This window comes from Nocardia sienata NBRC 100364 (assembly GCF_001613205.1).
Lineage (GTDB): Bacteria > Actinomycetota > Actinomycetes > Mycobacteriales > Mycobacteriaceae > Nocardia > Nocardia sienata.
In genome coordinates this window covers 85,633-107,624 of record NZ_BDBX01000029.1, presented here as the reverse complement: position 1 = coordinate 107,624, position 21,992 = coordinate 85,633, and the positions used below count along the sequence as shown (strand labels likewise).

Annotated in this window: 24 protein-coding genes; 14 read left to right on the top strand and 10 right to left on the bottom strand. The window is 68.3% G+C overall.

Going from position 1 to position 21,992, the window contains the following annotated elements; translation table 11 throughout:
* Positions 1-111: 111 nt before the first annotated feature.
* The 4 genes from dtd to NS4_RS16935 form a co-directional block, all read right to left on the bottom strand.
* On the bottom strand, positions 112-555 hold the full coding sequence (dtd, locus tag NS4_RS16950; protein ID WP_063060550.1) for a D-aminoacyl-tRNA deacylase: 444 nt from the start codon (positions 553-555) through the stop codon (positions 112-114).
* Positions 556-655: 100 nt separating this feature from the next.
* Positions 656-994, bottom strand: a complete 339-nt coding sequence (locus NS4_RS16945; RefSeq protein WP_063060505.1) for a toxin-antitoxin system YwqK family antitoxin — start codon at positions 992-994, stop codon at positions 656-658.
* A 433-nt stretch (positions 995-1,427) separates the two neighbouring features.
* Positions 1,428-2,039 (bottom strand): GNAT family N-acetyltransferase, encoded by a 612-nt coding sequence (locus tag NS4_RS16940; RefSeq protein WP_084487384.1) that lies wholly within the window; start codon positions 2,037-2,039, stop codon positions 1,428-1,430.
* 3 nt (positions 2,040-2,042) lie between these two features.
* The gene (locus tag NS4_RS16935) at positions 2,043-2,849 is read right to left on the bottom strand and encodes a GntR family transcriptional regulator (RefSeq protein WP_063060504.1); all 807 of its coding nucleotides are present in this window, start codon (positions 2,847-2,849) and stop codon (positions 2,043-2,045) included.
* A 171-nt stretch (positions 2,850-3,020) separates the two neighbouring features.
* Here NS4_RS16935 and NS4_RS16930 point away from each other — a divergent pair, with 171 nt between their 5' ends.
* A complete protein-coding gene (locus NS4_RS16930; protein WP_063060503.1) occupies positions 3,021-3,518 on the top strand; it encodes a DUF4254 domain-containing protein in 498 nt (165 codons plus the stop codon).
* Between the two features lie 69 nt (positions 3,519-3,587).
* Here the strand turns inward: NS4_RS16930 and NS4_RS33415 are convergent, their stop codons facing one another.
* Positions 3,588-6,185, bottom strand: coding sequence for a MinD/ParA family ATP-binding protein (locus NS4_RS33415; protein ID WP_245665463.1), 2,598 nt, complete (start codon positions 6,183-6,185; stop codon positions 3,588-3,590).
* 318 nt (positions 6,186-6,503) lie between these two features.
* Between NS4_RS33415 and infA the strand changes: the two genes are divergently transcribed.
* The 9 genes from infA to NS4_RS16880 all read left to right on the top strand — a co-directional run bounded on the left by infA (position 6,504) and on the right by NS4_RS16880 (position 12,393).
* Positions 6,504-6,725, top strand: a complete 222-nt coding sequence (gene infA, locus NS4_RS16920) for a translation initiation factor IF-1 (RefSeq protein WP_003418601.1) — start codon at positions 6,504-6,506, stop codon at positions 6,723-6,725.
* Positions 6,726-6,831: 106 nt separating this feature from the next.
* A complete protein-coding gene (gene rpmJ / locus NS4_RS16915) occupies positions 6,832-6,945 on the top strand; it encodes a 50S ribosomal protein L36 (RefSeq protein ID WP_025347279.1) in 114 nt (37 codons plus the stop codon).
* Positions 6,946-7,135: 190 nt separating this feature from the next.
* Entirely contained in the window at positions 7,136-7,507 is a 372-nt protein-coding gene (gene rpsM / locus NS4_RS16910; RefSeq protein ID WP_063060502.1) for a 30S ribosomal protein S13, read from the top strand.
* Between the two features lie 10 nt (positions 7,508-7,517).
* Positions 7,518-7,931: a 30S ribosomal protein S11 gene (rpsK, locus tag NS4_RS16905; RefSeq protein ID WP_030522613.1), complete on the top strand. Its 414-nt coding sequence runs from the start codon at positions 7,518-7,520 to the stop codon at positions 7,929-7,931.
* 22 nt (positions 7,932-7,953) lie between these two features.
* Positions 7,954-8,559, top strand: a complete 606-nt coding sequence (gene rpsD / locus NS4_RS16900) for a 30S ribosomal protein S4 (protein ID WP_039822512.1) — start codon at positions 7,954-7,956, stop codon at positions 8,557-8,559.
* 174 nt (positions 8,560-8,733) lie between these two features.
* Positions 8,734-9,792, top strand: a complete 1,059-nt coding sequence (locus NS4_RS16895) for a DNA-directed RNA polymerase subunit alpha (protein ID WP_063060501.1) — start codon at positions 8,734-8,736, stop codon at positions 9,790-9,792.
* Between the two features lie 123 nt (positions 9,793-9,915).
* Positions 9,916-10,434 (top strand): 50S ribosomal protein L17, encoded by a 519-nt coding sequence (gene rplQ / locus NS4_RS16890; protein ID WP_063060500.1) that lies wholly within the window; start codon positions 9,916-9,918, stop codon positions 10,432-10,434.
* A gap of 261 nt (positions 10,435-10,695) precedes the next feature.
* On the top strand, positions 10,696-11,490 hold the full coding sequence (gene truA, locus NS4_RS16885) for a tRNA pseudouridine(38-40) synthase TruA (RefSeq protein ID WP_063060549.1): 795 nt from the start codon (positions 10,696-10,698) through the stop codon (positions 11,488-11,490).
* A 75-nt stretch (positions 11,491-11,565) separates the two neighbouring features.
* Positions 11,566-12,393 (top strand): LLM class F420-dependent oxidoreductase, encoded by an 828-nt coding sequence (locus NS4_RS16880; RefSeq protein WP_063060499.1) that lies wholly within the window; start codon positions 11,566-11,568, stop codon positions 12,391-12,393.
* A gap of 48 nt (positions 12,394-12,441) precedes the next feature.
* Here NS4_RS16880 and NS4_RS16875 read toward each other — a convergent pair whose 3' ends face one another.
* A complete protein-coding gene (locus NS4_RS16875; RefSeq protein ID WP_063060498.1) occupies positions 12,442-12,795 on the bottom strand; it encodes a metal-sensitive transcriptional regulator in 354 nt (117 codons plus the stop codon).
* Between the two features lie 127 nt (positions 12,796-12,922).
* Between NS4_RS16875 and NS4_RS16870 the strand changes: the two genes are divergently transcribed.
* Both NS4_RS16870 and NS4_RS16865 read left to right on the top strand, forming a co-directional pair.
* Positions 12,923-13,732, top strand: a complete 810-nt coding sequence (locus tag NS4_RS16870) for an S-methyl-5'-thioadenosine phosphorylase (protein WP_063060497.1) — start codon at positions 12,923-12,925, stop codon at positions 13,730-13,732.
* Positions 13,733-13,775: 43 nt separating this feature from the next.
* The gene (locus NS4_RS16865) at positions 13,776-14,336 is read left to right on the top strand and encodes an NADPH-dependent FMN reductase (protein WP_063060496.1); all 561 of its coding nucleotides are present in this window, start codon (positions 13,776-13,778) and stop codon (positions 14,334-14,336) included.
* 82 nt (positions 14,337-14,418) lie between these two features.
* On the opposite strand, the gene eccE is transcribed toward NS4_RS16865, so the two are convergent.
* The gene (gene eccE, locus NS4_RS16860) at positions 14,419-16,104 is read right to left on the bottom strand and encodes a type VII secretion protein EccE (RefSeq protein WP_063060495.1); all 1,686 of its coding nucleotides are present in this window, start codon (positions 16,102-16,104) and stop codon (positions 14,419-14,421) included.
* A 110-nt stretch (positions 16,105-16,214) separates the two neighbouring features.
* On the opposite strand from eccE, the gene eccB reads away from it, so the two are divergent.
* The gene (eccB, locus tag NS4_RS16855) at positions 16,215-17,684 is read left to right on the top strand and encodes a type VII secretion protein EccB (RefSeq protein WP_063060494.1); all 1,470 of its coding nucleotides are present in this window, start codon (positions 16,215-16,217) and stop codon (positions 17,682-17,684) included.
* Between the two features lie 28 nt (positions 17,685-17,712).
* Here the strand turns inward: eccB and NS4_RS16850 are convergent, their stop codons facing one another.
* A complete protein-coding gene (locus tag NS4_RS16850; RefSeq protein ID WP_157106091.1) occupies positions 17,713-18,363 on the bottom strand; it encodes a hypothetical protein in 651 nt (216 codons plus the stop codon).
* 30 nt (positions 18,364-18,393) lie between these two features.
* Here NS4_RS16850 and NS4_RS32255 point away from each other — a divergent pair, with 30 nt between their 5' ends.
* Positions 18,394-18,540 (top strand): hypothetical protein, encoded by a 147-nt coding sequence (locus tag NS4_RS32255; RefSeq protein ID WP_157106090.1) that lies wholly within the window; start codon positions 18,394-18,396, stop codon positions 18,538-18,540.
* 475 nt (positions 18,541-19,015) lie between these two features.
* On the opposite strand, the gene mycP is transcribed toward NS4_RS32255, so the two are convergent.
* Both mycP and eccD read right to left on the bottom strand, forming a co-directional pair.
* On the bottom strand, positions 19,016-20,425 hold the full coding sequence (gene mycP / locus NS4_RS16845; protein ID WP_063060492.1) for a type VII secretion-associated serine protease mycosin: 1,410 nt from the start codon (positions 20,423-20,425) through the stop codon (positions 19,016-19,018).
* Positions 20,422-21,888, bottom strand: a complete 1,467-nt coding sequence (gene eccD / locus NS4_RS16840) for a type VII secretion integral membrane protein EccD (protein ID WP_063060491.1) — start codon at positions 21,886-21,888, stop codon at positions 20,422-20,424. Before eccD ends, mycP begins: the two co-directional genes overlap by 4 nt.
* Positions 21,889-21,992 lie beyond the last annotated feature (104 nt).

Genomic DNA, 21,992 nt, shown 5'->3' with positions numbered 1-21,992 from the left:
GGGCGGCAACCGGCGCCTCGCACTGATCGACGAATCGGTCCGGCACGCCGTCGCAGGCGGTGCGCCGGGCCGATTGCCGTCTATGGCGAGCGGCCGTCGGCCGTACGGGAGTCAGAGCTCCAGCATGATGGTTACCGGGCCGTCGTTGGTCAGCTCCACTTGCATATGGGCGCCGAATCGTCCACCGGCGACCGTGGCGCCCAACTGCCGCAGTGTTTCGGCGACGGCCTCGACCAGTGGCTCGGCCACCGGTCCGGGGGCGGCAGCGGACCAGCTGGGGCGCCGGCCCTTACGGGTGTCGGCGTAGAGGGTGAACTGGCTGACGACCAGAACGGGGGCCGAGAGATCGGCGGCGGAGTGCTCGTCGGCGAGAATCCGCAGCCGCCAGATCTTCTCGGCCATGGCACGGGCGGTTGCCTCGGTATCGCTATGGGTCGCGCCGACAAGGGCGAGCAGGCCGTGCCGGGTGCCGTTGGCGGCCGGGTCGATCCGGCCGACCACTTCGCCGTCGACGCTCACCCGCGCCGAGGTCACTCGCTGTAGCAGGACTCGCATGGGGTCGATCTTGCCGCGTCCCCGGGAGCCGGCCGCCGCGGGGTGCGCCCAGGTGGTCCGCGTCATCATCGATGAGCGCCGCAAGGTCTGAGCTCGACTCTCACCGCCTGCGGCCGTGCTCGTCCCATTCCCGGATCGCTTCCAGTTCACCGTTCTTCCCGAACAGGCTCTCCGCGGCGAGGCGGCCGTTGGGATGCCACCGCCGGAGTATCCCGCGCGGCTGCCCGCGATAGCTCTCACCCTCCGACTTCAACTGCCCGTCGGGCCACCACTCCCGGTAGCTGCCGTGCCGCAATCCGTCGAGGTAGAACTCCTGGGACAGCAACTGTCCGGGCGCCAGCTCTTCGACCACCTCGCCGGTGAACAGCTGTCCCGCGTACTCCAGTCGCAGGTCGGCGTTCACCGTGGTCGGGTCCTCGTTCAGGTCGATTCGCCTCATTGCGGATCTCCCGTGGGTCCGTGCACGGGGACAGGATATCGACGAGCTGCCCGACAACGGTGCAGATGCGGCGAAATCGCGGCCGCGGCTTATCTGCATCGACAGCCGATCGGGTGGCGCCCCGCCTGCGGGGACGCCGGCACGGAACGGCCTCGGTACAGACCCGATCGGGCACCGGACACGTTGTGCCTCTTCTCGTCTCGGGTGATCAGGGCAATGCGGCAGTTATGGCATCGCAGCCGGTGTAGCGGCCCGCAATTCTGTATTGTCGTCGACGATAGGTGGGTCGGCGGTGTGCGGCCGAGCAAGCTGCCGCCTGGCCGCGGCGCACTGGTTTCGTGCATCCGCCGTATCGAGATGGTGCACAATCACCTATCTCGATCCGCTGTGGAACCGGCTTCGAGCCGATCCGGGCGCGCGACCGGGTTGCGGTTCAGCCCGATACCGGTAGCACAATCGGATCGCGGGCCAGCCGGGTCAGCGGCACACCGGCCGGTGCGCCGAGCATAGGTCCCTCGAGCAACCAGTCGTCGACGTGCCGTTCGAACAGCGCACACGACGGGCTCGGATCGTTCGGGTCGGCGATGCGGGCCAGCCGGAATCCGGCCCGCCGGTAATAGGCGTGCAGATCGGTGTTGTTCGTCCACGCGTCCAGCCGTACCCAGCGCCGCCCGTGCGCCCGAGCCACTGCCGCAGCGTGCGCGAGCAGTCGCCGCCCGACGCCGGACCCGGCGAAGCGCAGATCCACGATCAGATAGTGCACGATGAGCGCGTCCGCGAGTTCGGCGCCGGTCCACAACTGTCGATCGGCGCGGTCGTTGACGGTGATCGTGCCCGCCGGCTCGCCGTTCACCTCGGCTATCCAGGTTTCCCACGCGGCCACCGACCGGGCCACCGCGCGCGCGAAATAGTCGATGGACAGTCCGGATGCCTCGGTCGACCATTGGTCCGAGCCGCGGGCGGCCAGCCATGACGAGCGTTGTAGCCGCAGGCGGCGGATCAGGTCCAGGTCATCGAGGTCGGCCGGCCGAATCTGCACCGTCATGGGCTAGAACCATATCTCGGACCGATCGGTCTGATCCATTACGCCACGGATTACCGCGATTCCGGCCGAATCGCCGAGTTCGTAGGCGAGTCGGTTGCTCGCCGCGATGGAACGATGACGCGTCACCCGGGTGACCCGGTCGTGGTTGGCGCCGATCCGCAGATGATCGAGCAGCACAGTGCCCATCGCGACGCCGAGCACCGCGGCTTCCTCGGCGTTCGCCGGACGCGCGACCAGTGAATCCCGGTGCGCGGTCTCGCCCTGTCCACGGTCGGCCAGCCGACGCGTGGTGCCCTCGGGAATATCGTGCGGGGAGTCTATCCCGGTGGCCTCGGCCAGATCCCGGGGATAGAAGCTCACTTCCCACGACCACGGTTCGTTGTCGAGATACTGCACCACGGTGCGGGCCAGCACCCACGAATCGACCGGAATGCCGAGCCATTGCGCGACACGCTGGTCCGCCGGTTCCATGCGCGCACTGAATTCCTTGGTCGGCACCCGGCCCGCGGCGCGCGCGATCTCGGAGAAGATATCGTGGGCGGCCCGGGGTCGATCGGGGCGGATGTGGTCGGTGACCACGGATTCCAGCACTTCGCGGCTGCGGATTATGGTGCCTCTGGAGGTAGCCGTATAGACGAGATTCTCGGTGACCAGCACCTGAATCGCATTACGCGCGGTGGTGAGCGAAACCTGCATCTGCTCGGCCAATTCGGCGTGGCTGGGCAGGCGATCCCCCGGTTGCCACTTGCCTGCTCGTATCTCCTCGCGGAGGTGATCCGCGATACGCCGATACGTCGGACCGTCCGCCATCGTGCTCCTCGGGTGGTCGCCAGGTAACGAAGTGTACGCTTTTCGTGTCCAGGGGGGCCTGTATCGCTTGACAGTAGCCTTCGGCGGTTTATTGTAATCAACGTACTGACCCGGTGTTGTGCGGCGATGAACGGCGAGGCAACCGTGACAGGTTCGGATACAACAGTCGTAATGGCTCTCCCCGGCGCCCAGCGCGGCGCTGATCCCTTGGCGCAGAACGGGTCTCCCGGCCTGCCGAATTCGGACCTACTGGTGCGCGCCGCGCGCGGGCACCGGGTCGTCGGGGGTCAGCTGCTGTGGTACGCCCGGGATTTAGCGGTGCTCCACGAGCGCAGATTGGTGGGCCGCGGCGGTTCCATCGTCACCGATCCCGACCGGCTGGTCGAGATCGACCGGCGCCGGATGGAATTGGTCCTGGCCATCGATGATTGGGTGGGGCGCAATGTCCCGCAGCATCGGCTCGGTGTCACTCTGCACACCGAAACCGTCGGCGCGATCATCGATCGGCTCGCCGAATCCGCGGTCCGCGCGCACCACGCGCTGATGACGCTGGACGCGGACGACGAACTCCTGCACGGCGCCTGGCATCATCTGGCCGAACTGGCCGATGCCTACGATGCGCTGGTCGGCGATGTGCTGGCCGGAAGGCGCAGGCTGCCGGAGTGGTGACGCCCCGGGCCGGTCGCCGCCACGGCCGGCTCCGGGGTCCACCGCGGGTACCGGCCCCGGATACGGGGTTCAGCCGCCCTGCTGCGGGCGGTAGCTCTGCGTGAAATCGTCGGCCACGGTCGCTGCCAGTTCCACGTAGGCCCGCTTGGTCTCCTTCTTCAACCGCGGCAGGTCGATTTCGGCGCCCTCGGACATATGCGGGTCGAACGGGATCATGTGCACCGCCCGGCAACGCGACAGGAAGTACTGCCGCAATTGCTGCACATCGATGTTCGGCGTCCCGTCGCGCGGCGAGTTGATGACCACCACGGCGTTCTGTACCAGGTGGTGATAGCCGTGCAGCGACAGCCAATCCAGGGTGGCCGACGCGCTCTGCGCGCCGTCGATCGCGGTGGGGGAGATGAGCACCAGCGAATGCGCCAGCTGCAGTACGCCCGCCATGGCCGAATGCATGAGACCGGTACCGCAGTCGGTGAGGATGATGTTGTAGAACCGCTGCAGGATCCGGGCCACCGCGCGGTACTCGTCCTCGTTGAAGGCCTCCGACGCGGCCGGATCACGTTCGCTGGCCAGCACTTCCAGGCGGCTGGTCGCCTGCGAGGTGTGCCGCCGGACATCGGAATAGCGTTCGATGGCCGGATCGAGCAGCAGATCCCGGACCGTGGACCGCGTCTGCAACGGGACGCGCTGTGACAGCGTGCCGAAGTCCGGGTTGGCGTCCACCGCGATCACCCGGTCCCCGCGAACCGAGGCGAAGGTCGAGCCCAGACCGATGGTGGTGGTGGTCTTACCGACACCGCCCTTGAGTGAGAGCACCGCGATCCGGTAGTCACCGCGCACCGGTTGCCGGATCCGCGCGACCAGTTCTTGTAGCCGCCGTTCCTCCGCCGACATGCCGGGATTGATCCGGCCGCCGGACGCGTGGTGCACCACTTTGCGCCAGCCGTGGCCGGAGGCCTTCTTCGCCCGGCGCACCGAGACGTCGTCGAGGGACGGCGCGCCCGGGCCCGGGGCGCCGAATTGCGCCGGGTTCTGCTGCCACTGCTGGGGGGCGGGCGGTCCGCCCTGCTGCCGGGTCGGCGCACCGCCGTGCTGCTGGGGCGGCTGCTGCTGCCACTGCTGCGGGGGCGCGGGGTTGTACTGGGCCGGCCCGGGGCCCTGCGGGGGAGGGCCCGGATTCTGCTGCCATTGCTGCCGCGGTCCCGGAGCCCGGGGCGCCGGTGGTGGGGGGAGGGGTTGCCGTGGTGAGTTCACCTCGGGGCCCTGCCATTGGGCGGCCTGGATAGGTGGGTTGGCCTCCGGCGTCCGCCACTGGGCGGGGTTCGGCGTGCCGGGTCCCGGTCGCGCCTGGTCACCGGGGGTGCCGTCGTGTGGCGGGGGTGCGCTCTCGGGCACGCGCGGCCTGTCGGTGGGTGCGATCCGCGGCGTCGGCGCAGGGTTGCTTTCCGGAGCTCGGAAAGAGTCCGGAGTCGGGAACGGCTCGGAGACCGGGGCAGGCCCCGGTGCCGGAGCGAGCGCCGGGGGATCGAGGGAATCGGGTGCCGCCAACGGGTCCGGCGCTCGAGTGGGCTCCGGAGCGGGGGTGGATTCCGGTGCCGGAGCGGGCGCTGGGGCAGTGAAGGAGTCGGGTGCCGTGAACGGGTCCGGGGTAGGTGGTGGAGCCGTGAAGGAGTCGGGTGCCGTGAACGGGCCCGGGGCGGGTGCCGGCACCGGCGGATCGGCGGGCTCCCGGGAGGTGGGGGTGGCCGAGTCGACGGAAGCCGACGGCTCGCCCGGGCCCTCGTTCCCCGCGCCGGCCGAGGCTTCGGAGGGAGAGGGCGGTAGATCGGGCAGTCGTCGCAACGGCTGCTGTGTCGCCGGGCCCTCGCCCGAGCGTGGCGAGTCGGCCGGTGGATCGGGCAGCGGCGGGGGCGGCGGCAGGAACGGTGGCGGCTCGGGCACCACGGCGGACGGTCCGGCCGCGCCACCGGTCCCCTCGGCCGTAGTGCCGGCCCAAGGCTCGGGCGCCGGCTGCGGCGGGATCGGATGGTGCGGGCGCAACCTGTCGAACTCCGGCGCCGGCTCGCCCGGCTGCCGTACCGGCGGCGCCGGCGGATCGGCGGCCGGGGCCTGGAAGGCATTCGGCGCGGCGGACGTGGGCGTCGGTGCACCGTCGGGACCCCACTGTGGTCCCGGACCGGGCGCGGGCGGAGCCGGCGCGTCGGGCCGGTCGGCGGGCGGATACCGCCCAGGCCCACCCTGCTCGGTCTGCTGGAGCGGGTCGGTGCCGGAGTGGCGCGGCGCTTCGGCGTTCTCGGGCCGGGGCGTGGCCCATTCGTGCCGGCCGGTCGCCTCGGCCCAGTTGTTGCGCTGGGCGGGACGGGGGCCGGTGCTGTTCGGCAGGAGTGGCCCGACGCGGTCCTCGAGCGACGGTTGGTCCTTGTTCTTGTTACGGAACCAGCCCTTGCCCTTTTTCTTATCGCTTTCGGCGGAGCGGTCCTCGCCACGGCCCCGGCGGGCGAAGAAACCCTCCGGCGGCTCAGGGGTCTCGGGGATGACCTCGTCCTGCGGTAGATTCTGGACCGGCGGCGGCTCGTAGTTGCGGAAATTGCCCTCGCCGACCCCGGTGACCTCGGTATCGGCCAGCCATGGTGGCAGCATGGGGAGGCCGTCGTTGCTGCGGCTCACCGGTCCCCTCCTGGAGTGGTCGACCTCGGACAGCGGCCAGTTTACGCGACAACCACCCTTGCACTCAGTGCCGGGGAGCCGGGCCCGCGGCCCGTGACGCGCCTCGCGGAGAGTACCCCTTTTTGCCCGATGACATACCTACCGGTAAGCTGACCAGGCGGTGTATCAAAGCGCCGCCTGTTCGTGTGCGATCGGTTGTCGTGTTCGCCGTTGTGCACGGTGCGCCGCCTTCGCGGTCGTACCGGTGTGCTCCGGCCGGTCCCGCGGGCAGTACCAGGCAATCAGACCAGGTTGAGTGTAACCGGGATCGCGGAGGATATGGCGAAGAAAGACGGGGCCATCGAGGTCGAGGGGCGGGTTGTCGAGCCGTTGCCGAATGCGATGTTCCGGATCGAGCTCGAGAACGGGCACAAGGTCCTCGCGCATATCAGCGGCAAGATGCGGCAGCACTACATCCGCATCCTGCCGGAGGACCGGGTCGTCGTCGAGCTGTCGCCGTACGACCTGTCCCGCGGTCGGATCGTCTACCGCTACAAGTGAACGAGTGGGCCCCGGCTCGCTCCCCGAGATTTCCCCGGTCGTACCCGACCGGGGTCAACTGTGTCCACGCCCGTAGGTGTGGGCCGCTACGAAAGATTGGACGGACGTGAAGGTTCAGCCGAGCGTCAAGAAGATCTGCGAGAAGTGCAAGGTGATCCGCCGTAACGGCCGGGTCATGGTGATCTGCGACAACCTGCGGCACAAGCAGCGGCAGGGCTGACACCGGCGCCGAGCACCGAACGTGGTTCGGATTGGCACGAAAGAAGAACTCCCAGCGCCAGCCGCACACTGAGGTTTTCCGGGGTGACCCGGAGGGTGTGCGTGCCTACCCCCGGAACGGAGGCCGGGGCCCCACCAGACGAGGGGACGGACAGGGAGCAGACCTCCGCAACAATTAAGGAAACTGCCAGATGGCACGTCTCATGGGCGTCGACCTCCCGCGCGAGAAGCGCATGGAGATCGCACTGACCTACATCTACGGCGTCGGTCGTACCCGCTCCAAGGAGATCCTGGCCGCGACGGGCGTCAGCCCGGACCTGCGTTCGAAGGATCTCACCGACGAGCAGGTCACGCAGCTGCGTGACTACATCGAGGGCTCGGCCCTCAAGGTCGAAGGTGACCTGCGTCGTGAGGTCCAGGCCGATATCCGTCGCAAGATCGAGATCGGCTGCTACCAGGGCCTGCGTCACCGCCGTGGCCTCCCGGTCCACGGCCAGCGCACCAAGACCAACGCGCGCACCCGCAAGGGCCCGAAGCGCACCGTCGCCGGCAAGAAGAAGTAGGGGATAAGCGATGCCTCCGAAGTCCCGGGCCTCCGGCCCGAAGAAGAGCCAGAAGTCGCGCCGCAGGGAAAAGAAGAACGTCCCGCACGGTCACGCGCATATCAAGAGCACGTTCAACAACACGATCGTGTCCATCACCGATCCTTCCGGCAACGTCATCTCCTGGGCGTCGTCGGGCCATGTCGGGTTCAAGGGTTCGCGCAAGTCGACCCCGTTCGCCGCGCAGCTGGCCGCCGAGAACGCGGCCCGCAAGGCGCAGGAGAACGGCGTCAAGAAGGTCGACGTGTTCGTCAAGGGCCCGGGTTCGGGCCGCGAGACCGCGATCCGTTCGCTGCAGGCCGCCGGCCTGGAGGTCGGCACGATCTCCGATGTCACTCCGCAGCCGCACAACGGTTGCCGTCCGCCCAAGCGGCGTCGCGTCTAAGCGGGAAGGAAGGTAGAGCACAATGGCCCGTTACACCGGACCCATCACCCGCAAATCGCGTCGCCTGCGCGTCGACCTGATCGGCGGTGACCAGGCTTTCGAGCGTCGCCCCTACCCGCCCGGCCAGCACGGCCGCGCGCGGATCAAGGAGAGCGAGTACCTGCTCCAGCTGCAGGAGAAGCAGAAGGCCCGCTTCTCCTACGGTGTCATGGAGAAGCAGTTCCGCCGGTACTACGAAGAGGCCAACCGCCTCAAGGGCAAGACCGGTGACAACCTGCTCCGTCTGCTGGAGACCCGGCTGGACAACGTCGTGTACCGCGCCGGTCTGGCCCGGACCCGCCGCCAGGCCCGCCAGCTGGTCAGCCACGGCCACTTCCTGGTGAACAACAAGAAGGTCAACGTGCCTTCTTTCCAGGTCACCCAGTACGACATCATCGATGTCAAGGAGAAGTCGCTGGCGACCCTGCCGTTCCAGGTGGCGCGCGAGACCGTCGGTGACCGTCCGGTCCCCGGCTGGCTCCAGGTCATCCCGGGCCGGCTGCGCATCCTGGTGCATTCGCTGCCGGAACGCGCGCAGATCGATGTGCCGCTGCAGGAACAGTTGATCGTCGAGTACTACTCGAAGTAACAGCTGTGTGCATTTGGTATGAGCGAGGGCCCTGCGTGGTGACGCTGCGCTACCGCCTTCGGGCCTGACTCGCTCATACCGTGCCGCTGGTGCGGGTCGTCGAACCGCGACGGCCCGCACAACCCCTAGACGAGGCGTCAAATAGCGGGCGCCCAAAACAGGAGGATTGATCCTATGCTGATTTCCCAGCGTCCGACCCTCACCGAAGAGGTCGTCGCCGACAACCGGTCGAAGTTCACCATCGAACCGCTCGAGCCGGGCTTCGGGTACACCCTCGGTAATTCGCTGCGGCGCACCCTGCTGTCCTCGATCCCGGGGGCCGCGGTGACCAGCATCCGCATCGACGGCGTTCTGCACGAGTTCACCACCGTGCCCGGCGTGAAGGAAGATGTCACCGACATCATCCTGAACCTCAAGGGCCTGGTCGTGTCCTCCGAAGAGGACGAGCCGGTCACCATGTACCTGCGCAAGCAGGGCCCGGGGACCGTCACCGCCGATGACATCGTGCCGCCGTCGGGTGTGGTCGTGCACAACCCGGATATGCATATCGCCACCCTGAACGACAAGGGCAAGCTCGAGATCGAGCTGGTCGTCGAACGTGGTCGCGGTTATGTCCCGGCGGTGCAGAACAAGGCGACCGGTGCGGAAATCGGCCGGATCCCGGTGGATTCGATCTACTCGCCGGTGCTCAAGGTGACCTACAAGGTCGAGGCCACCCGTGTCGAGCAGCGCACCGACTTCGACCGGCTCATCCTGGACGTGGAGACCAAGAACTCCATCAGCGCGCGGGACGCGCTCGCCTCGGCGGGCAAGACCCTGGTCGAACTGTTCGGCCTGGCCCGTGAGCTGAACGTCGAAGCCGAAGGTATCGAGATCGGCCCCTCCCCGGCCGAGGCGGATCACATCGCCTCCTTCGGGCTGCCGATCGAGGATCTGGACCTCACCGTCCGTTCCTACAACTGCCTGAAGCGCGAGGGTGTGCACACCGTCGGCGAGCTGGTGGCGCGGACCGAATCGGATCTGCTGGATATCCGCAACTTCGGCCAGAAGTCCATCGACGAGGTCAAGGTCAAGCTGCACGCGCTGGGCCTCTCGCTCAAGGACAGCCCGGCGTCCTTCGACCCGTCCAGCGTGGTCGGCTATGACGCGAGCACTGGAACCTGGTCCGACAGCGGCACTTTCAGCGACGACAACGGCGGCGAGCAGGACTACGCCGAAACCGAACAGCTCTAGGTCACCGGGGTAGGCACCCGGGGGCCTTGACCTCGCGGTGTGAGCGACGGGCCCGGAGGCGGTAGCGAAGCGTAACCGCCGCAGGGCCCCGCGAACACCGCAATCAAACAAGGAGAACCCACAATGCCCAAGCCCAAGAAGGGCGCTCGCTTCGGCGGGTCGGCGTCGCACCAGAAGGCGATCTTCGCCAATCTGGCCACGGCGCTCTTCGAGCACGGTCGGATCACGACCACCGAGGCCAAGGCCAAGGCGCTGCGCCCCTACGCCGAGAAACTGGTCACCAAGGCCAAGGCCGGCACCCTGGCCGACCGCCGCGAGGTGCTCCGGGTCATCCGGAACAAGGACGTCGTACACGATCTCTTCGCCGAGATCGGTCCGTCGTTCGAGGGCCGCAACGGCGGCTACACCCGGATCATCAAGACCCTGCCGCGTAAGGGCGACAACGCCCCGATGGCGATCATCGAGCTGGTCCGGGAGCAGACCGTGACCAACGAGGCCGATCGCGCCCGCCGGGTCGCCGCGTCGAAGAAGGCCGAGGAGAAGGCCCCCGAGGCCGAGACCGAGGCCGAGACCGAGGCCGAGGCCACGGAAGCTCCGGCCGAGGAAGCCGCGGCCGACGAGAAGGCCGACGACAAGGCGTAATCCGTCTGCCGGGGACGCGCGTCACGCGGGTCCCCGGTTCGTCGACGAGCCCGCCGCCCATTACGGGCGTGCGGGCTCGTCCCGTATCCGGAGGAGGGTCTGGTGAGCGAACACGAGCCGGGATCCGCGACAACCGGTTCGGTCCCGTATGGGCCCACCGGCGCGCGGGAAGTCGGCGGACGGGCCACGGCGGCCGGGTCCGCGAGCGGGTCGCGGGGGGAGACAGCGACGGTACCGGCGCCGGAAGGCGGGCGGTTCCGTCTGGATATCTCCTATGACGGCACCGACTTCGTCGGCTGGGCTCGCCAGCCCGGTCTGCGGACAGTGCAGGGCGTGCTGGAGGAATCGCTGGGGAAGGTGCTGCGCGAACCGGTGCAGTTGACGGTCGCCGGGCGCACCGATGCCGGGGTCCACGCCGAAGGGCAGGTCGCTCATTTCGATACCGCGGCGGAGATGGACGCGGACAAACTCGTGCACCGGATGGCCAAATTCCTGCCCAAGGATGTCCGGATAACCGGTGTTCGTCCCGTACCCGCCGAATTCGACGCCCGCTTCTCGGCGGTGCGCCGCCACTACATCTACCGTCTCACCACGGCGCCCCACGGCGCCGACCCGTTGGCCGCGCGCAGCGTGGTGAGTTGCCGCGCGGTTGATCTCGAAGCCATGCGCGCGGCCTCGCGCGCCCTGCTGGGCCTGCACGATTTCGCGGCCTTCTGCCGCCGCCGGGAAGGCGCGACCACCGTCCGCGAACTCCAGCGTTACGACTGGATGCGGGACGGGGACCGGCTGAACGCCTACGTGAGCGCCGATGCTTTCTGCTGGTCGATGGTCCGCAGCCTGGTCGGCGCGGTGCTCGCGGTGGGGGAGGGCCGCCGGACACCGGAGTGGGTCGCCGGGTTGCTGGCCGAGCGCAGCCGGTCGAGTTCGGTGACCGTCGCGCCGGCGCACGGGCTGAGTCTTGTCGCGGTCGACTACCCGGCGGAAGCCGACCTCGCCGCCCGCAACGCGCAGACCCGGGAGCTGCGGTCGGTTCCCGCGGGGGACTGCTGTAGCTGATCCCGGGTGAGGCCCGTCGGCGGGGATAGGGTCGGGGCCGGAATAGGTCCCTTCGACGACAAGGTTGCGGTAGTTATGACGATCGATCTTGGACGATACGGCGTATGGCGCTACTACAAGTTGTTCACCCCGGAGGCGGCAGCCGAACTCGAGCGACTCGGCTACGGAGCCCTGTGGCTCGGCGGCTCCCCGAGCGCCGATCTCCCGGTGGTGGAGGACCTGCTGGCGGCTACCGACACCCTGAAGGTCGGCACCAGTATCGTCAACATCTGGACCGCGCCCGCCGCCGAAACCGCCGAATCCTTCCATCGGATCGAGCAGCGTTTCCCGGGGCGGTTCGTGCTCGGCATCGGCTGCGGCCACCCGGAGGCGAACAAGCCCTACCGGTCCCCGTACGAGGCCCTGGTCGAATACCTCGACCAACTGGACGCGGCGCAGGTTCCGGTCTCGGGCCGGATGCTCGCCGCGCTCGGCCCTAAGGTACTGAAGCTGGCGGCGGATCGCACCGCGGGCGCGCTGCCCTATCTCACGACGCCGGAACACACCGCGCAGGCCCGCGAGATCGTCGGTGACGCGCTGCTGGTGCCCGAACAGAAGCTTGTCGTGGATACCGACCCCGACAGCGCCCGCGCCACCGGCCGCACCGTGGTCGAGATGTACCTCGGTCTGCGCAACTACACCTCCAACCTGCGGCGTCTGGGCTACACCGACGACGACATCGCCAAACCGGGCAGCGACCGCCTGCTCGACGCGCTCGCCGTGCACGGGTCGGCCGACCAGGTCGCGGCGCAGGTCCGCCGTCATATCGAGGCCGGCGCCGATCATCTCGCCCTGCAGGTTCTCGACGAGGATTACCTGGCCACGTTGCGCACCCTGGCGCCGCTGCTCACCCAGCAGTCCTGACCCGGCTCGGGTGGGTCGCCCGAACGGGCGGCCCACCCGAGCCGCGGTTCAGGAACGAACCAGCCGGGCGATCGCGTCGGTGGCTTCCTTGATCTTGGCCTCGGCATCCGGGCCACCGGCGACCGCCGCGTCCACCACACAGTGGCTGATGTGGTCCTCCAGCAGCCCCATCGCGACCGCCTGCAACGCCTTGGTCATCGCGGAGACCTGGGTGAGGATATCGATGCAGTACTTCTCCTGCTCGACCATCCGTTGCAGGCCGCGCGCCTGCCCTTCGATCCGGCGCAGCCGCTTGAGGTAGTCGTCCTTGGCGGTGATGTAGCCGTGGCTTGCGTGGTCGTGGGACGTGTGGCCGGTCCCCGTCTCGTCGGCGGATCCCGCCGTGGTGGGTGTGGAAGTCACCGATTGTCTCCTCTGCGCCGGTCGAGAGGACCGTTCATACCCCCCTAGGGTACATCTCCGGTCCGGGCTTGTCAGGTACGGGCCCTCGCCTGTGCGCCCATGCCGCCGACGCGGAACAATCGAGACCATGACTTCCCAGGATCGGCCCGCGCTGGCCGTCATCGGCGGTAGTGGATTCTACGATTTCTTCGACGGCGCCACGGACGCGGTCACCGTGGAAACCCCCTACGGCGACCCCAGCGCGCCGGTCGTGGTGGGGGAGGTCGAGGGCCGCCGCGTCGCCTTCCTCCCACGCCACGGACCACGGCACGAGTACTCCCCGCACACCGTGCCCTACCGGGCCAATATGTGGGCACTGCGCTCGATGGGCGTGCGGCGGATCTACGCCCCCTGCGCCGTCGGCAGTCTGCGGCCCGACTGGGGCCCGGGCGCCGTGGTAATCCCCGACCAACTCGTCGATCGCACCTCCGGCCGCCCGCAGACCTATTTCGACGGTAACGGCATCCACGTCGCCTTCGCCGACCCCTACTGCGCCGACCTGCGCGCCACCGCGGTGAAATCCGCCGACAGCGCGGTGCACGTCCACCCGCACGGCACCATGGCCGTCATCCAGGGGCCGCGCTTCTCCACCCGCGCCGAGAGTCGCTGGTTCGCCGCCCAGGGCTGGGAGCTGGTCAATATGACCGGCTACCCGGAGGCAGTACTCGCCCGCGAACTGGAGATGTGTTACGCGGCGATCGCGCTGGTCACCGATCTGGACGCGGGGGTCACCGAGGGCGAAGGCGTCCGCGCGGCGGATGTGTTCGCCGAATTCGAACGCAATATCGGGCCCTTCAAGGAACTCGTCCGCAGCGCGGTCGCCGCGGTCGCCGATACCGATACCTGCGAGCACTGCCGGGTCCACGCCGGGGTCGCGTTGCCCTTCGAATTGCCCTGAAACCGTCCCGCGGCTCCGCGCGGTCGCGGGATAGTCTCGTCCGGTGGATACACCCCTGCGACTAGAGGTGATCGTCGCCAGCGTGCGGCCCGAGCGCTTCGCGCCCGTGGTCGCCGACTGGTTCCTGCGCACCGCCCGGGCCCGGCCCGAATTCGATATCGGTGTGCTGGATCTGCTCGATATCCCGCTGCCGCTCGATCTCACCGAAACCCCGGAGACCATGGGTTTTCGCGAAAGGCTCGCGGCCGCTGATGCTTTCGCCGTGGTGACCTCGGAATACAACCACGGCTACCCGGCCTCGGTGAAAACCGCCTTCGACAGCGCGAAACACGAATGGCGGGCCAAACCGGTGGGTTTCGTGTCCTATGGCGGGCTCTCGGGTGGATTGCGCGCGGTGGAGCAGCTCCGCCAGGTGGTGGCCGAGATCCATATGGTCTCGGTACGCGAATCGGTGAGCTTGCACCGCGCGCGCAAACAGTTCGACGCGGACGGGAACACCGGCGACGGTGCGGCCATCGACGCAGCGGACCGGATGCTGACCCAACTCGCCTGGTGGGGGCGGTCGTTGCGGAGCGCGAGGACGGCCGACCCCTACCCCGGATGAGGGCCCGACATTCCACGGGGCACCGGCGGTGCAGCGCGGGACGAGCGGCCGGTGAAACCGTGGTTGTCGCGCCGGGAGGCGGTCAGCTGTGCTGGGGTAGGTGGCCCGCCGGCGCCGGGCGGCTTTGGGGCGCGGGCCGGCGGGTCCGGGGCTCGCCGATGTAGGTGTGCTCCCGGGGGATGGAGACCAGGTTCAGCGGGATCTGCGTGGTCGCGGTGCGGACGACGACCCGGTTGCCGATCGCTCCGGGTTGCTGGATCGACAGGTCGGGTTTGGTGGCCGGCCAGCCCATCGGGTCGCCGGTGACATAGATCGTGGTGATGCCGGCGTGCGGTGCGGGGGCGAGGACGCCGTCGACGACGGTCGCGGTGAACATGGCGTCGGACTGGTGCATTTCGACGGCCAGCATCAAGCGTTCCGGATTGCCGATCGTCTCGACCAACTGATACCAGGCCTGCGGCCGGTCCGTGCGCACCAGGATCCGTTCCCCGACGGCCAGCGCGCGGAACACCAGCTGCTGCGCCAGATACAGTTCGCCCGCCACGTACACCGACGAGATACCGGCGCCGACGAGCCGCAGTGCCACACCGTTGCCCTCGTCGTCGGAGCCGATCAGCTGCCCACAGCCCGACGACGGTAGCGCCAGCGCGTCCAGCACATCGATCGGGTATTCGGCGGTGGGGACGACGTCCTCGACATCGGGGATACCGATCGGCAGATGCGCGAGCAGCCCGTCGCGGTGCCGGCCGTTCATCGAGATCATGCCCTTGGAGGTGGTCTTCTCGGGAAGTTCCCGCAGGGTGGAACGCCAGGCTGCGCCTACGTGCACGGTATCGGCGGTACTGCCTGGACGCAGCCGTACCGCGACCGTGGTGCCGCGGGACTCGGCCACCCACAACTGCGAGAGGATCTCCGAGCCGAGCTGTTTCGGATCGATCGCGGATCCTATGTTGACGCTGTTGCCGAGTTCGGCGTATCGCCACCGATGGGTCAGCTCGCGCGCGTCGGCTCCGTGCAGCACCTGCCGTACGGCCGCCCGTATCTCCGAGGCGGTCAGTACGCGCGACCCGCAGCCGGCGTCCTCGAGCGTCCGCACGATGCGCTGGGTCGCGATGGTGACAGCGCGCGCGGCGCCCTTGTCACCGCCGCCGCGCCGGTTCGCCGCCCCGGGACACTCGACCATATCGAACCCGATCGCCAGCCAGACCGTGCGATAAGCGGTGGCGGGCAGCGGCCCCAGCAGGGATTCGTAGATGGCGCCGGCCGGGGTACCGGAGCGGCTGCGGTGGCCGTGACTGATGATGTCGATACCGCTGAGCAGGATGTCGTGCTGGGCGAGGCAGGCCGCCAGCTCCGCCATCGGCAGCAGGTGCGAGGCGTGCACCGCGGTGCGGTCTATCCGGGTGAGTCCGCCACGCGGCGGCAGCACCTCGATGACCGCGACCACCCGGCTCTCATCCCAGTACAGACCCAGCGAACGGTCGTCGGGCCCGCGGAAATCGCTGCTGTCCCCGATCCGGTATTCGCGCTGGGCCCGGTAGTTCCACCAGGTGCCGACCCAATCCAGCAGTATCCGCCGCCCGACCGGGATCAGCGGAACACAACCGACGACGACCGCGACTCCCAGCGCGATCCAGGGGTTCACTCCGGTGCTCACGATGGCCGTGCCCGCGACGAGCGCGAATACCTGTGCGATGAGCAGGTTGCGCATGGATATACGCCCGAAAAGCAGGCTGCGCCTGCGCCCCACTGCGGCTGGAACGGCCATCAGAGTCCCCCAGGTACCCGGTGTCGGCCGATTATCGGCGGCCGAGCTGAACTACGTCCACGCGAACTGTACTGTGTTCGGCGAGCACGAGCACAGTTCGGGGGAAGACGATGCCTTCAAAGCCCACAACCAGGTGGCAGATCAGCGGTTACAACTTCCTGGTTCGCCGGATGGAGCATGCGCTGGTGCGGCGGGATGTGCGAATGCTCCACGACCCCATGCGTTCTCAGGTGCGCGCCTATGTCGTGGGCCTGGTGCTGGCCGTGGTGGTCCTCGCCGGTTGCGGTGTGCTGGCCCTGTTCCGGCCGCAGGACAAGATCGACCAGAACAAGATCCTGATCGGCAAGGAATCCGGTGCCGTCTATGTGGTGATCAACGATGTGGTGCACCCCGCGTTGAATCTGGCGTCGGCCCGGCTGGCCGCGGGCGAAGCTCCGGACGCGTCCATCGTGAAGGAAGCCGAGATCGGTAAGAAGGCCCGGGGTCCACTGATCGGCATTCCCGGAGCGCCCGGCTCGATCCACTTCGACTCCGCCGGTACCGGACGGCAGTGGACGATCTGCGACGAGATGAAGATCGACGGCAGCCAGGACCGGACGACCTCGGTACTGGCCGGTGACCTCGAACTCGGCGCGAAAGCCGATGAGATGGGGGCCGGCAAGGCGCTGCTCGTGCAGGGGGAGAACCACACCTATCTGGTCTACGACAAGAAACGCGCGCGTATCGATATGACCGATCGCGCGGTCACCGACGCCCTGAACATCACCGGCGCCACCCCTCGTCCGGTGAGCGAAGGCCTGATCAACGCGATACCGGAAGTGCAGGCCATTGTCCGGCCCGATATCGCCGATGCCGGCGCTGCCCCCACCGGGTTCGAGGTCAGCGGACACCGTATCGGCGACGTCGTACAGGTCGGCACCTCCGGGACCGAATACCATGTCGTGCTCGCCGATGGGCTGCAGCCCATTTCGGCCCTGACCGGGGAGATCATCCGTAACTCCATTCCGCAGACCCCGGGCGAGGACACCATCGACCAGCGCGAACGCACCGATGCCCCCGTGTCAGCGGCCCTGCGGGTGGGCGACTACCCGCAGACGGCTCCGACCGTGCTCGAGCCCAGGGACCAGCCGGTGAGCTGCCTGTCGTGGAAACCGATCCCGGAAGCGGGTGAGAACACCGGTACCCGGGCCGTATTGCAGGTCATCACGGGGGTCGGCCTGCCGATGTCGGACAGCGCGAAGCTGGTGCCACTCGCCCAGGCCGACGGGTCGGGCCAGAACGTCGACTCCGCTTATCTGGCGCCGGGTACCGGCGCCTACGTGCAGACCACCGGGATCGAACCGGACAGCACCCGTAAGGACAGCATCTTCTACGTCGCCGATACCGGTGTGCGGTACGGCATCAAGAACGCCGATGCGGCGAAAGCACTGGGTATGCCGGAGAAAGCAGAACCCGCGCCCTGGCCTATCGTCGGACTGCTGGCTTCGGGCCCGAGTCTGGGCCGGGAGGAGGCGCTGGTCGCGCACGACGGAGTCGCGCCGGACCCGTCACCGGCCGCGCAGCCGGTCGCCACGAAGTAGCACCGGCTTCGCGGCGTCGGTCCACCGGTCAGTCGCCGCGCTCGCCGTTTCCCCCGTGATCACCATCGGACTCGACGGGTTGTGAGAGCGCCGAATCCTGCCCCGCTGCTCCGCCGTCCGGACCTGGGCCGAGGATGAGCAGGCGGTCCTCGGGTATTCCCGCTTCGAACCGCCGCCGCGCCTCTTCCAGGATCGGCGCGTTCCGATCCCAGACCTGGACCTCGATATATCGCCCGGCGCCACCGGCCAGCGGCCCGCGGTGTTCTCGGTGTTCCCCGTCGAAGTCGATCAGGTCGTGCGCATCGGTGCCGTTGACAACGCGCGGTACGAGTCCTGCCGGAGTGTTGTCGGCCGGTGCTCCGATCATCATCTGGTAGTGGAAGAAGCTGTCGTCGACGGTCAATGTCATATGCGCCGCGGGAATCGAGTCGGCCGGAATGCAGAGGGTGGCGAAACTCTCTGGATATCGGTATGTGCCCGGAGCGTCCACGAGCTTGAAATACAGCGGGACGGTGTCCGGCGCCACCGTGTCCGGGCGCAACCAGGACTCGGTGGCTCTGCGCATCGCCAGATAATCGCCATCGACCCGCTTGCCCATCAGGGCCGCAACCCGTCTCGCCTCGGCATCGGGGAGGTCCATGATCGAGGTGAAAGGGTCGTAGCTCGTGTCGGCCCACACCCGTCGCTCCAGCCAGAGACCACGGAAAGGGTGCTGCGTCCGCGCACCGGCATCCGGCGCGCCTCCGACGTTTCCGAAGTCGTCGGGATGTTCGACGACTTCATCACGCTTGGGCTGGGTCTCGGCCGGCCTGCTATCGCCGCGCCGGAGGGCCGCCTGGTCCAGGGCGTGCCTTGACCGCTCACCGGCGGCGGGCAACCAGGTGGCGGCGCGCCGGAGGTTGTCGGTGCAGCCCGACCGGTAAGTCCGGCGGATGGCAGAGGCCGCTTTCGGTAGATGGGTGAGCAGTTGGCCGCAGATCGCCGAGAGTGTCCTCGCTATGGGATGTGCGGCCATGGAGGTCCTCTCGGCATCGGTTCACGATCACCCGGCTGCCGGTTCTCGGGAAAGGATCGGAGCAAGATCGAATTCTTTACCCAAAATACCGTTGTGGGGCGTGTCGACCGCAGACGAATTCCCCGGCAGGGGAAGCGATACTGCCCGGGTCGTCAAAACGTCCGACGAAGCGAGAGCTCGGTTTCTCGGACCGGAACAGCAGCTGCCGGAAATGTGAAGACGGCCGGATGCCCGTGCGGATCACGGCACGTAAGAGGTCCCTGGTCAACCGGACCGTAGGCGGTCGGCGCCGAGCGCAGCGATCGTGAGCGTCGCCTCAGGCGTCGTCTTCGCCGACGCCGAAGCGGCGGCGGGTCGGGAACGAGGCGAGATAACCGAGAATCAAGGCGCCGCCGATGATCCCGCTGCCGATGAGTGCCACATTGCGGGCGGTGTGGTCCGGTGGTGTGGGTGGCGCGGGAATCGCGAGCTGCTTGCTCACCGCAGGATTCGGTTGTTTGGGCCGTAGTTCGTCGGGCACTTCGTTGGTCAGCGCCGCGATCGGGTCGATCGCGCCGTAGCCCACATACGGGTTCCAGCCCTCGGCCGGCGCGTGCGCGGTCGCCTGGATTCGCTTCATGACCTCGACGGCGGAGAGTTCGGGGAAGCGAGAGCGCACCAGCGCGACCACCCCGGAGACATAGGGGGCCGCGAAACTGGTGCCGTTGATGGTCTGCTGACCGCCCTGGGCATTGACCGTCCCGTTGATGACTCCGCCGCTGTTCACGTCGAGGGAAACGATGTTCTCGCCCGGCGCGGCGACACTGAGCCATGGGCCCGGGACGGTGAACTCCGAGGGGGCGCCGTTCGCGTCGATCGAACCGACCGAGAGCACCAGATCGTCGTAGCGCGCGGGCGTGACATTGACGGTCGCATTGCTCCACGGGTCGGCGGCGGGGTCCAGCGGGTCCTGGATGCCGGTGTTGCCCTTGCAACTGTCGTTGTCGGTATTACCGGCCGAGGCCACCACGACCACGTTCTTCTGGTGGACGGCGTAGTCGAGCGCGGCACCGAGCGAGGCATCCGAGATCGGGCCGGCACTGCACGCGACCTCGGAGATATTGATGACGGTGGCGCCCATATCGGCGGCCCGGCGAACGGCCTGCGCCATGGTGGCGACATTGCCGTAGCCCTCTTTGGAGAGGTCTTCCGGCGTTTTGGTGGCATTGCTGCCCGCTTTGACATATTTGTCGCTCGTCTGGCGGATCGTGAGAATCGTCGCCGCCGGCGCCACCCCGGAGAATCCCTCGTTCGGAGCCCGGCTCGCGGCGATGATCCCGGCCACGATGGTCCCGTGCGCGTCGCAATCCTCGGTGCCGTCACCGCTGTTGGCCACGAAGTCGCCGCCGGGACGCAATCCGGGCAGCCGGGGGTGGCGGGCCACTCCCGTATCGATCACCGCGACCACCTGGCCCGCGCCCTCGGAGAACTGCCACGCCCGCCGCAGGTCGAGGGCGGCCTGCGCCGGTGGCACGGTCGGGCCGCCCCCGCCGGAAACGGTGCTGGTGCAGGCGGTATTGGCCTTGCGCTCGGTGGCCTGCGTGGGTCTCGCCGGATCACCGGCCGGTAATTGACCGGGATCGACGGGTACGGGCCGGTCGGCATACGCCACCGGCGACCCGAATCCGAGCGTCGCGCTCACCCCGAGCACCGCGGCCACCGCCGCGGCGCGGACTCCCCGGTTCACAGCCCGCGGACGAGGGAGTAGAGGTCGGTCACCCAGAACACCAGCGGCAGCACGGCGGCCACGAATCCGTATTCGATCAGTTCCGCGGCCCGGCGCATGGGCGGGGTCGCCGTCTGGTTCGGGACGATGATGCCGAGGACCAGCGCCGCGATCAGCATGACCAGGGCGGCACCGAACGCGGCCAGCGGCAGATCGGTCACGAACGCCATCCCCACCAGCATGGCCAGCAGGATGGCGGCGCCGCCGGCGATCAAAATCACGGCCTGTTCGGCGCCGGCGTAGGTGCGGCTGCGGAACATCAGGACCGCCGCGCACACCAGCGCGAGCGCGATGCCCTGCCAGAAGAACCCGCCACCGGCCGGATCGGTCGCCACGAGCGCGCCGACCACCGTGACCAGTGTGGTCGCCGAGACGAGCCCGCTCAGGTAGGTGCGCGCCCGGGCCGATTTCGCGTGCAGGGCATCGAGAGTGGGCAGCGCGCGGTGGTCGTCGGGATCGTCTTCGGTCGGATCGATCGGGGTGCCGGGGGAGGGCACCGGCGGCAGCGGCAGTTTCGCCAGCATCATGGAGATCCGCGGGGCCAGCGACAGCGCGGCGAGACCCAGGGCCGCGACCACCGCGCCGACGGCTTTCATCGGCTGCTCGGTGAGCAGGCCGACCAGCGCGGAGGGAACCGCGAACACCGCCACCGTGCCCGCGCCGATGAACAGACCCAGCCCCACACCGGTGACCCGCCAGGCCAGAATCGCCGTGGCACCCAGGAGCGTGGAGCCGAGCAGCATATGGGACCAGTCGTAGTGATCCGGCACGATCAGCATGCCGCCGGTGAACGCCAGCGGCAGTGCGCAGCCGCCGAGGACCAGCGAGGTCTGCGGATCGCCGTACACCCGGCTGAGGATCATCGCCGCGACCACCAGCAGCACCGATACACCCAGCGCGATGGTCCCGGTGATCCAGCCCGGCATCGAGTCCGGCGACGCCAGCAGCGCGGTGCAACCCGCCAGCATGGTGAGCACGGCCAGCACCGATCCGGTGATCCGCGCGGTCTGCGGATTCCACCCGCGGAAATGCTCGGAGTCGGCGACGGCGACGTTGTACATGATGTCGTCGAAGAGCGGGGTCGGCGCGGTGTGGGCCGAGTTCTCCAGCATCAGCAGTTCGCCGTCACGCACACCCTGTTCACCCAGGCTGAGCGAATTCGACAGCGGCGGCTGGCCGATGCGGGCCAGGACCCAGTCCGCGGGTTCGTAGCGTTCGCCCTGGTTGTCGAAGTCGTTGGTCCTGCTGTGCGCGGCGATCATATCGACCACACTCGGGATCACCAGGGCCACCGGGACATCGACCGGAATGGCCATGTCGACCTGAGTGTGCTTCGCCAGAATGGTGACCCTGGTGAGATCCGGCGCGCGGACTATACCCCGCGAGGAATCTTCCTCCATATGGTCCAGTCGCGCATGCGTCACGCTTCCCCCAAGTTGGTTCGCTACCCTGCTCGTTTCCCACATTCTCCCAGGAGATCGCGGGTTGCGTGCCCCCGGTCCGGCCAGCAGAATGCAGGTCGAACTGT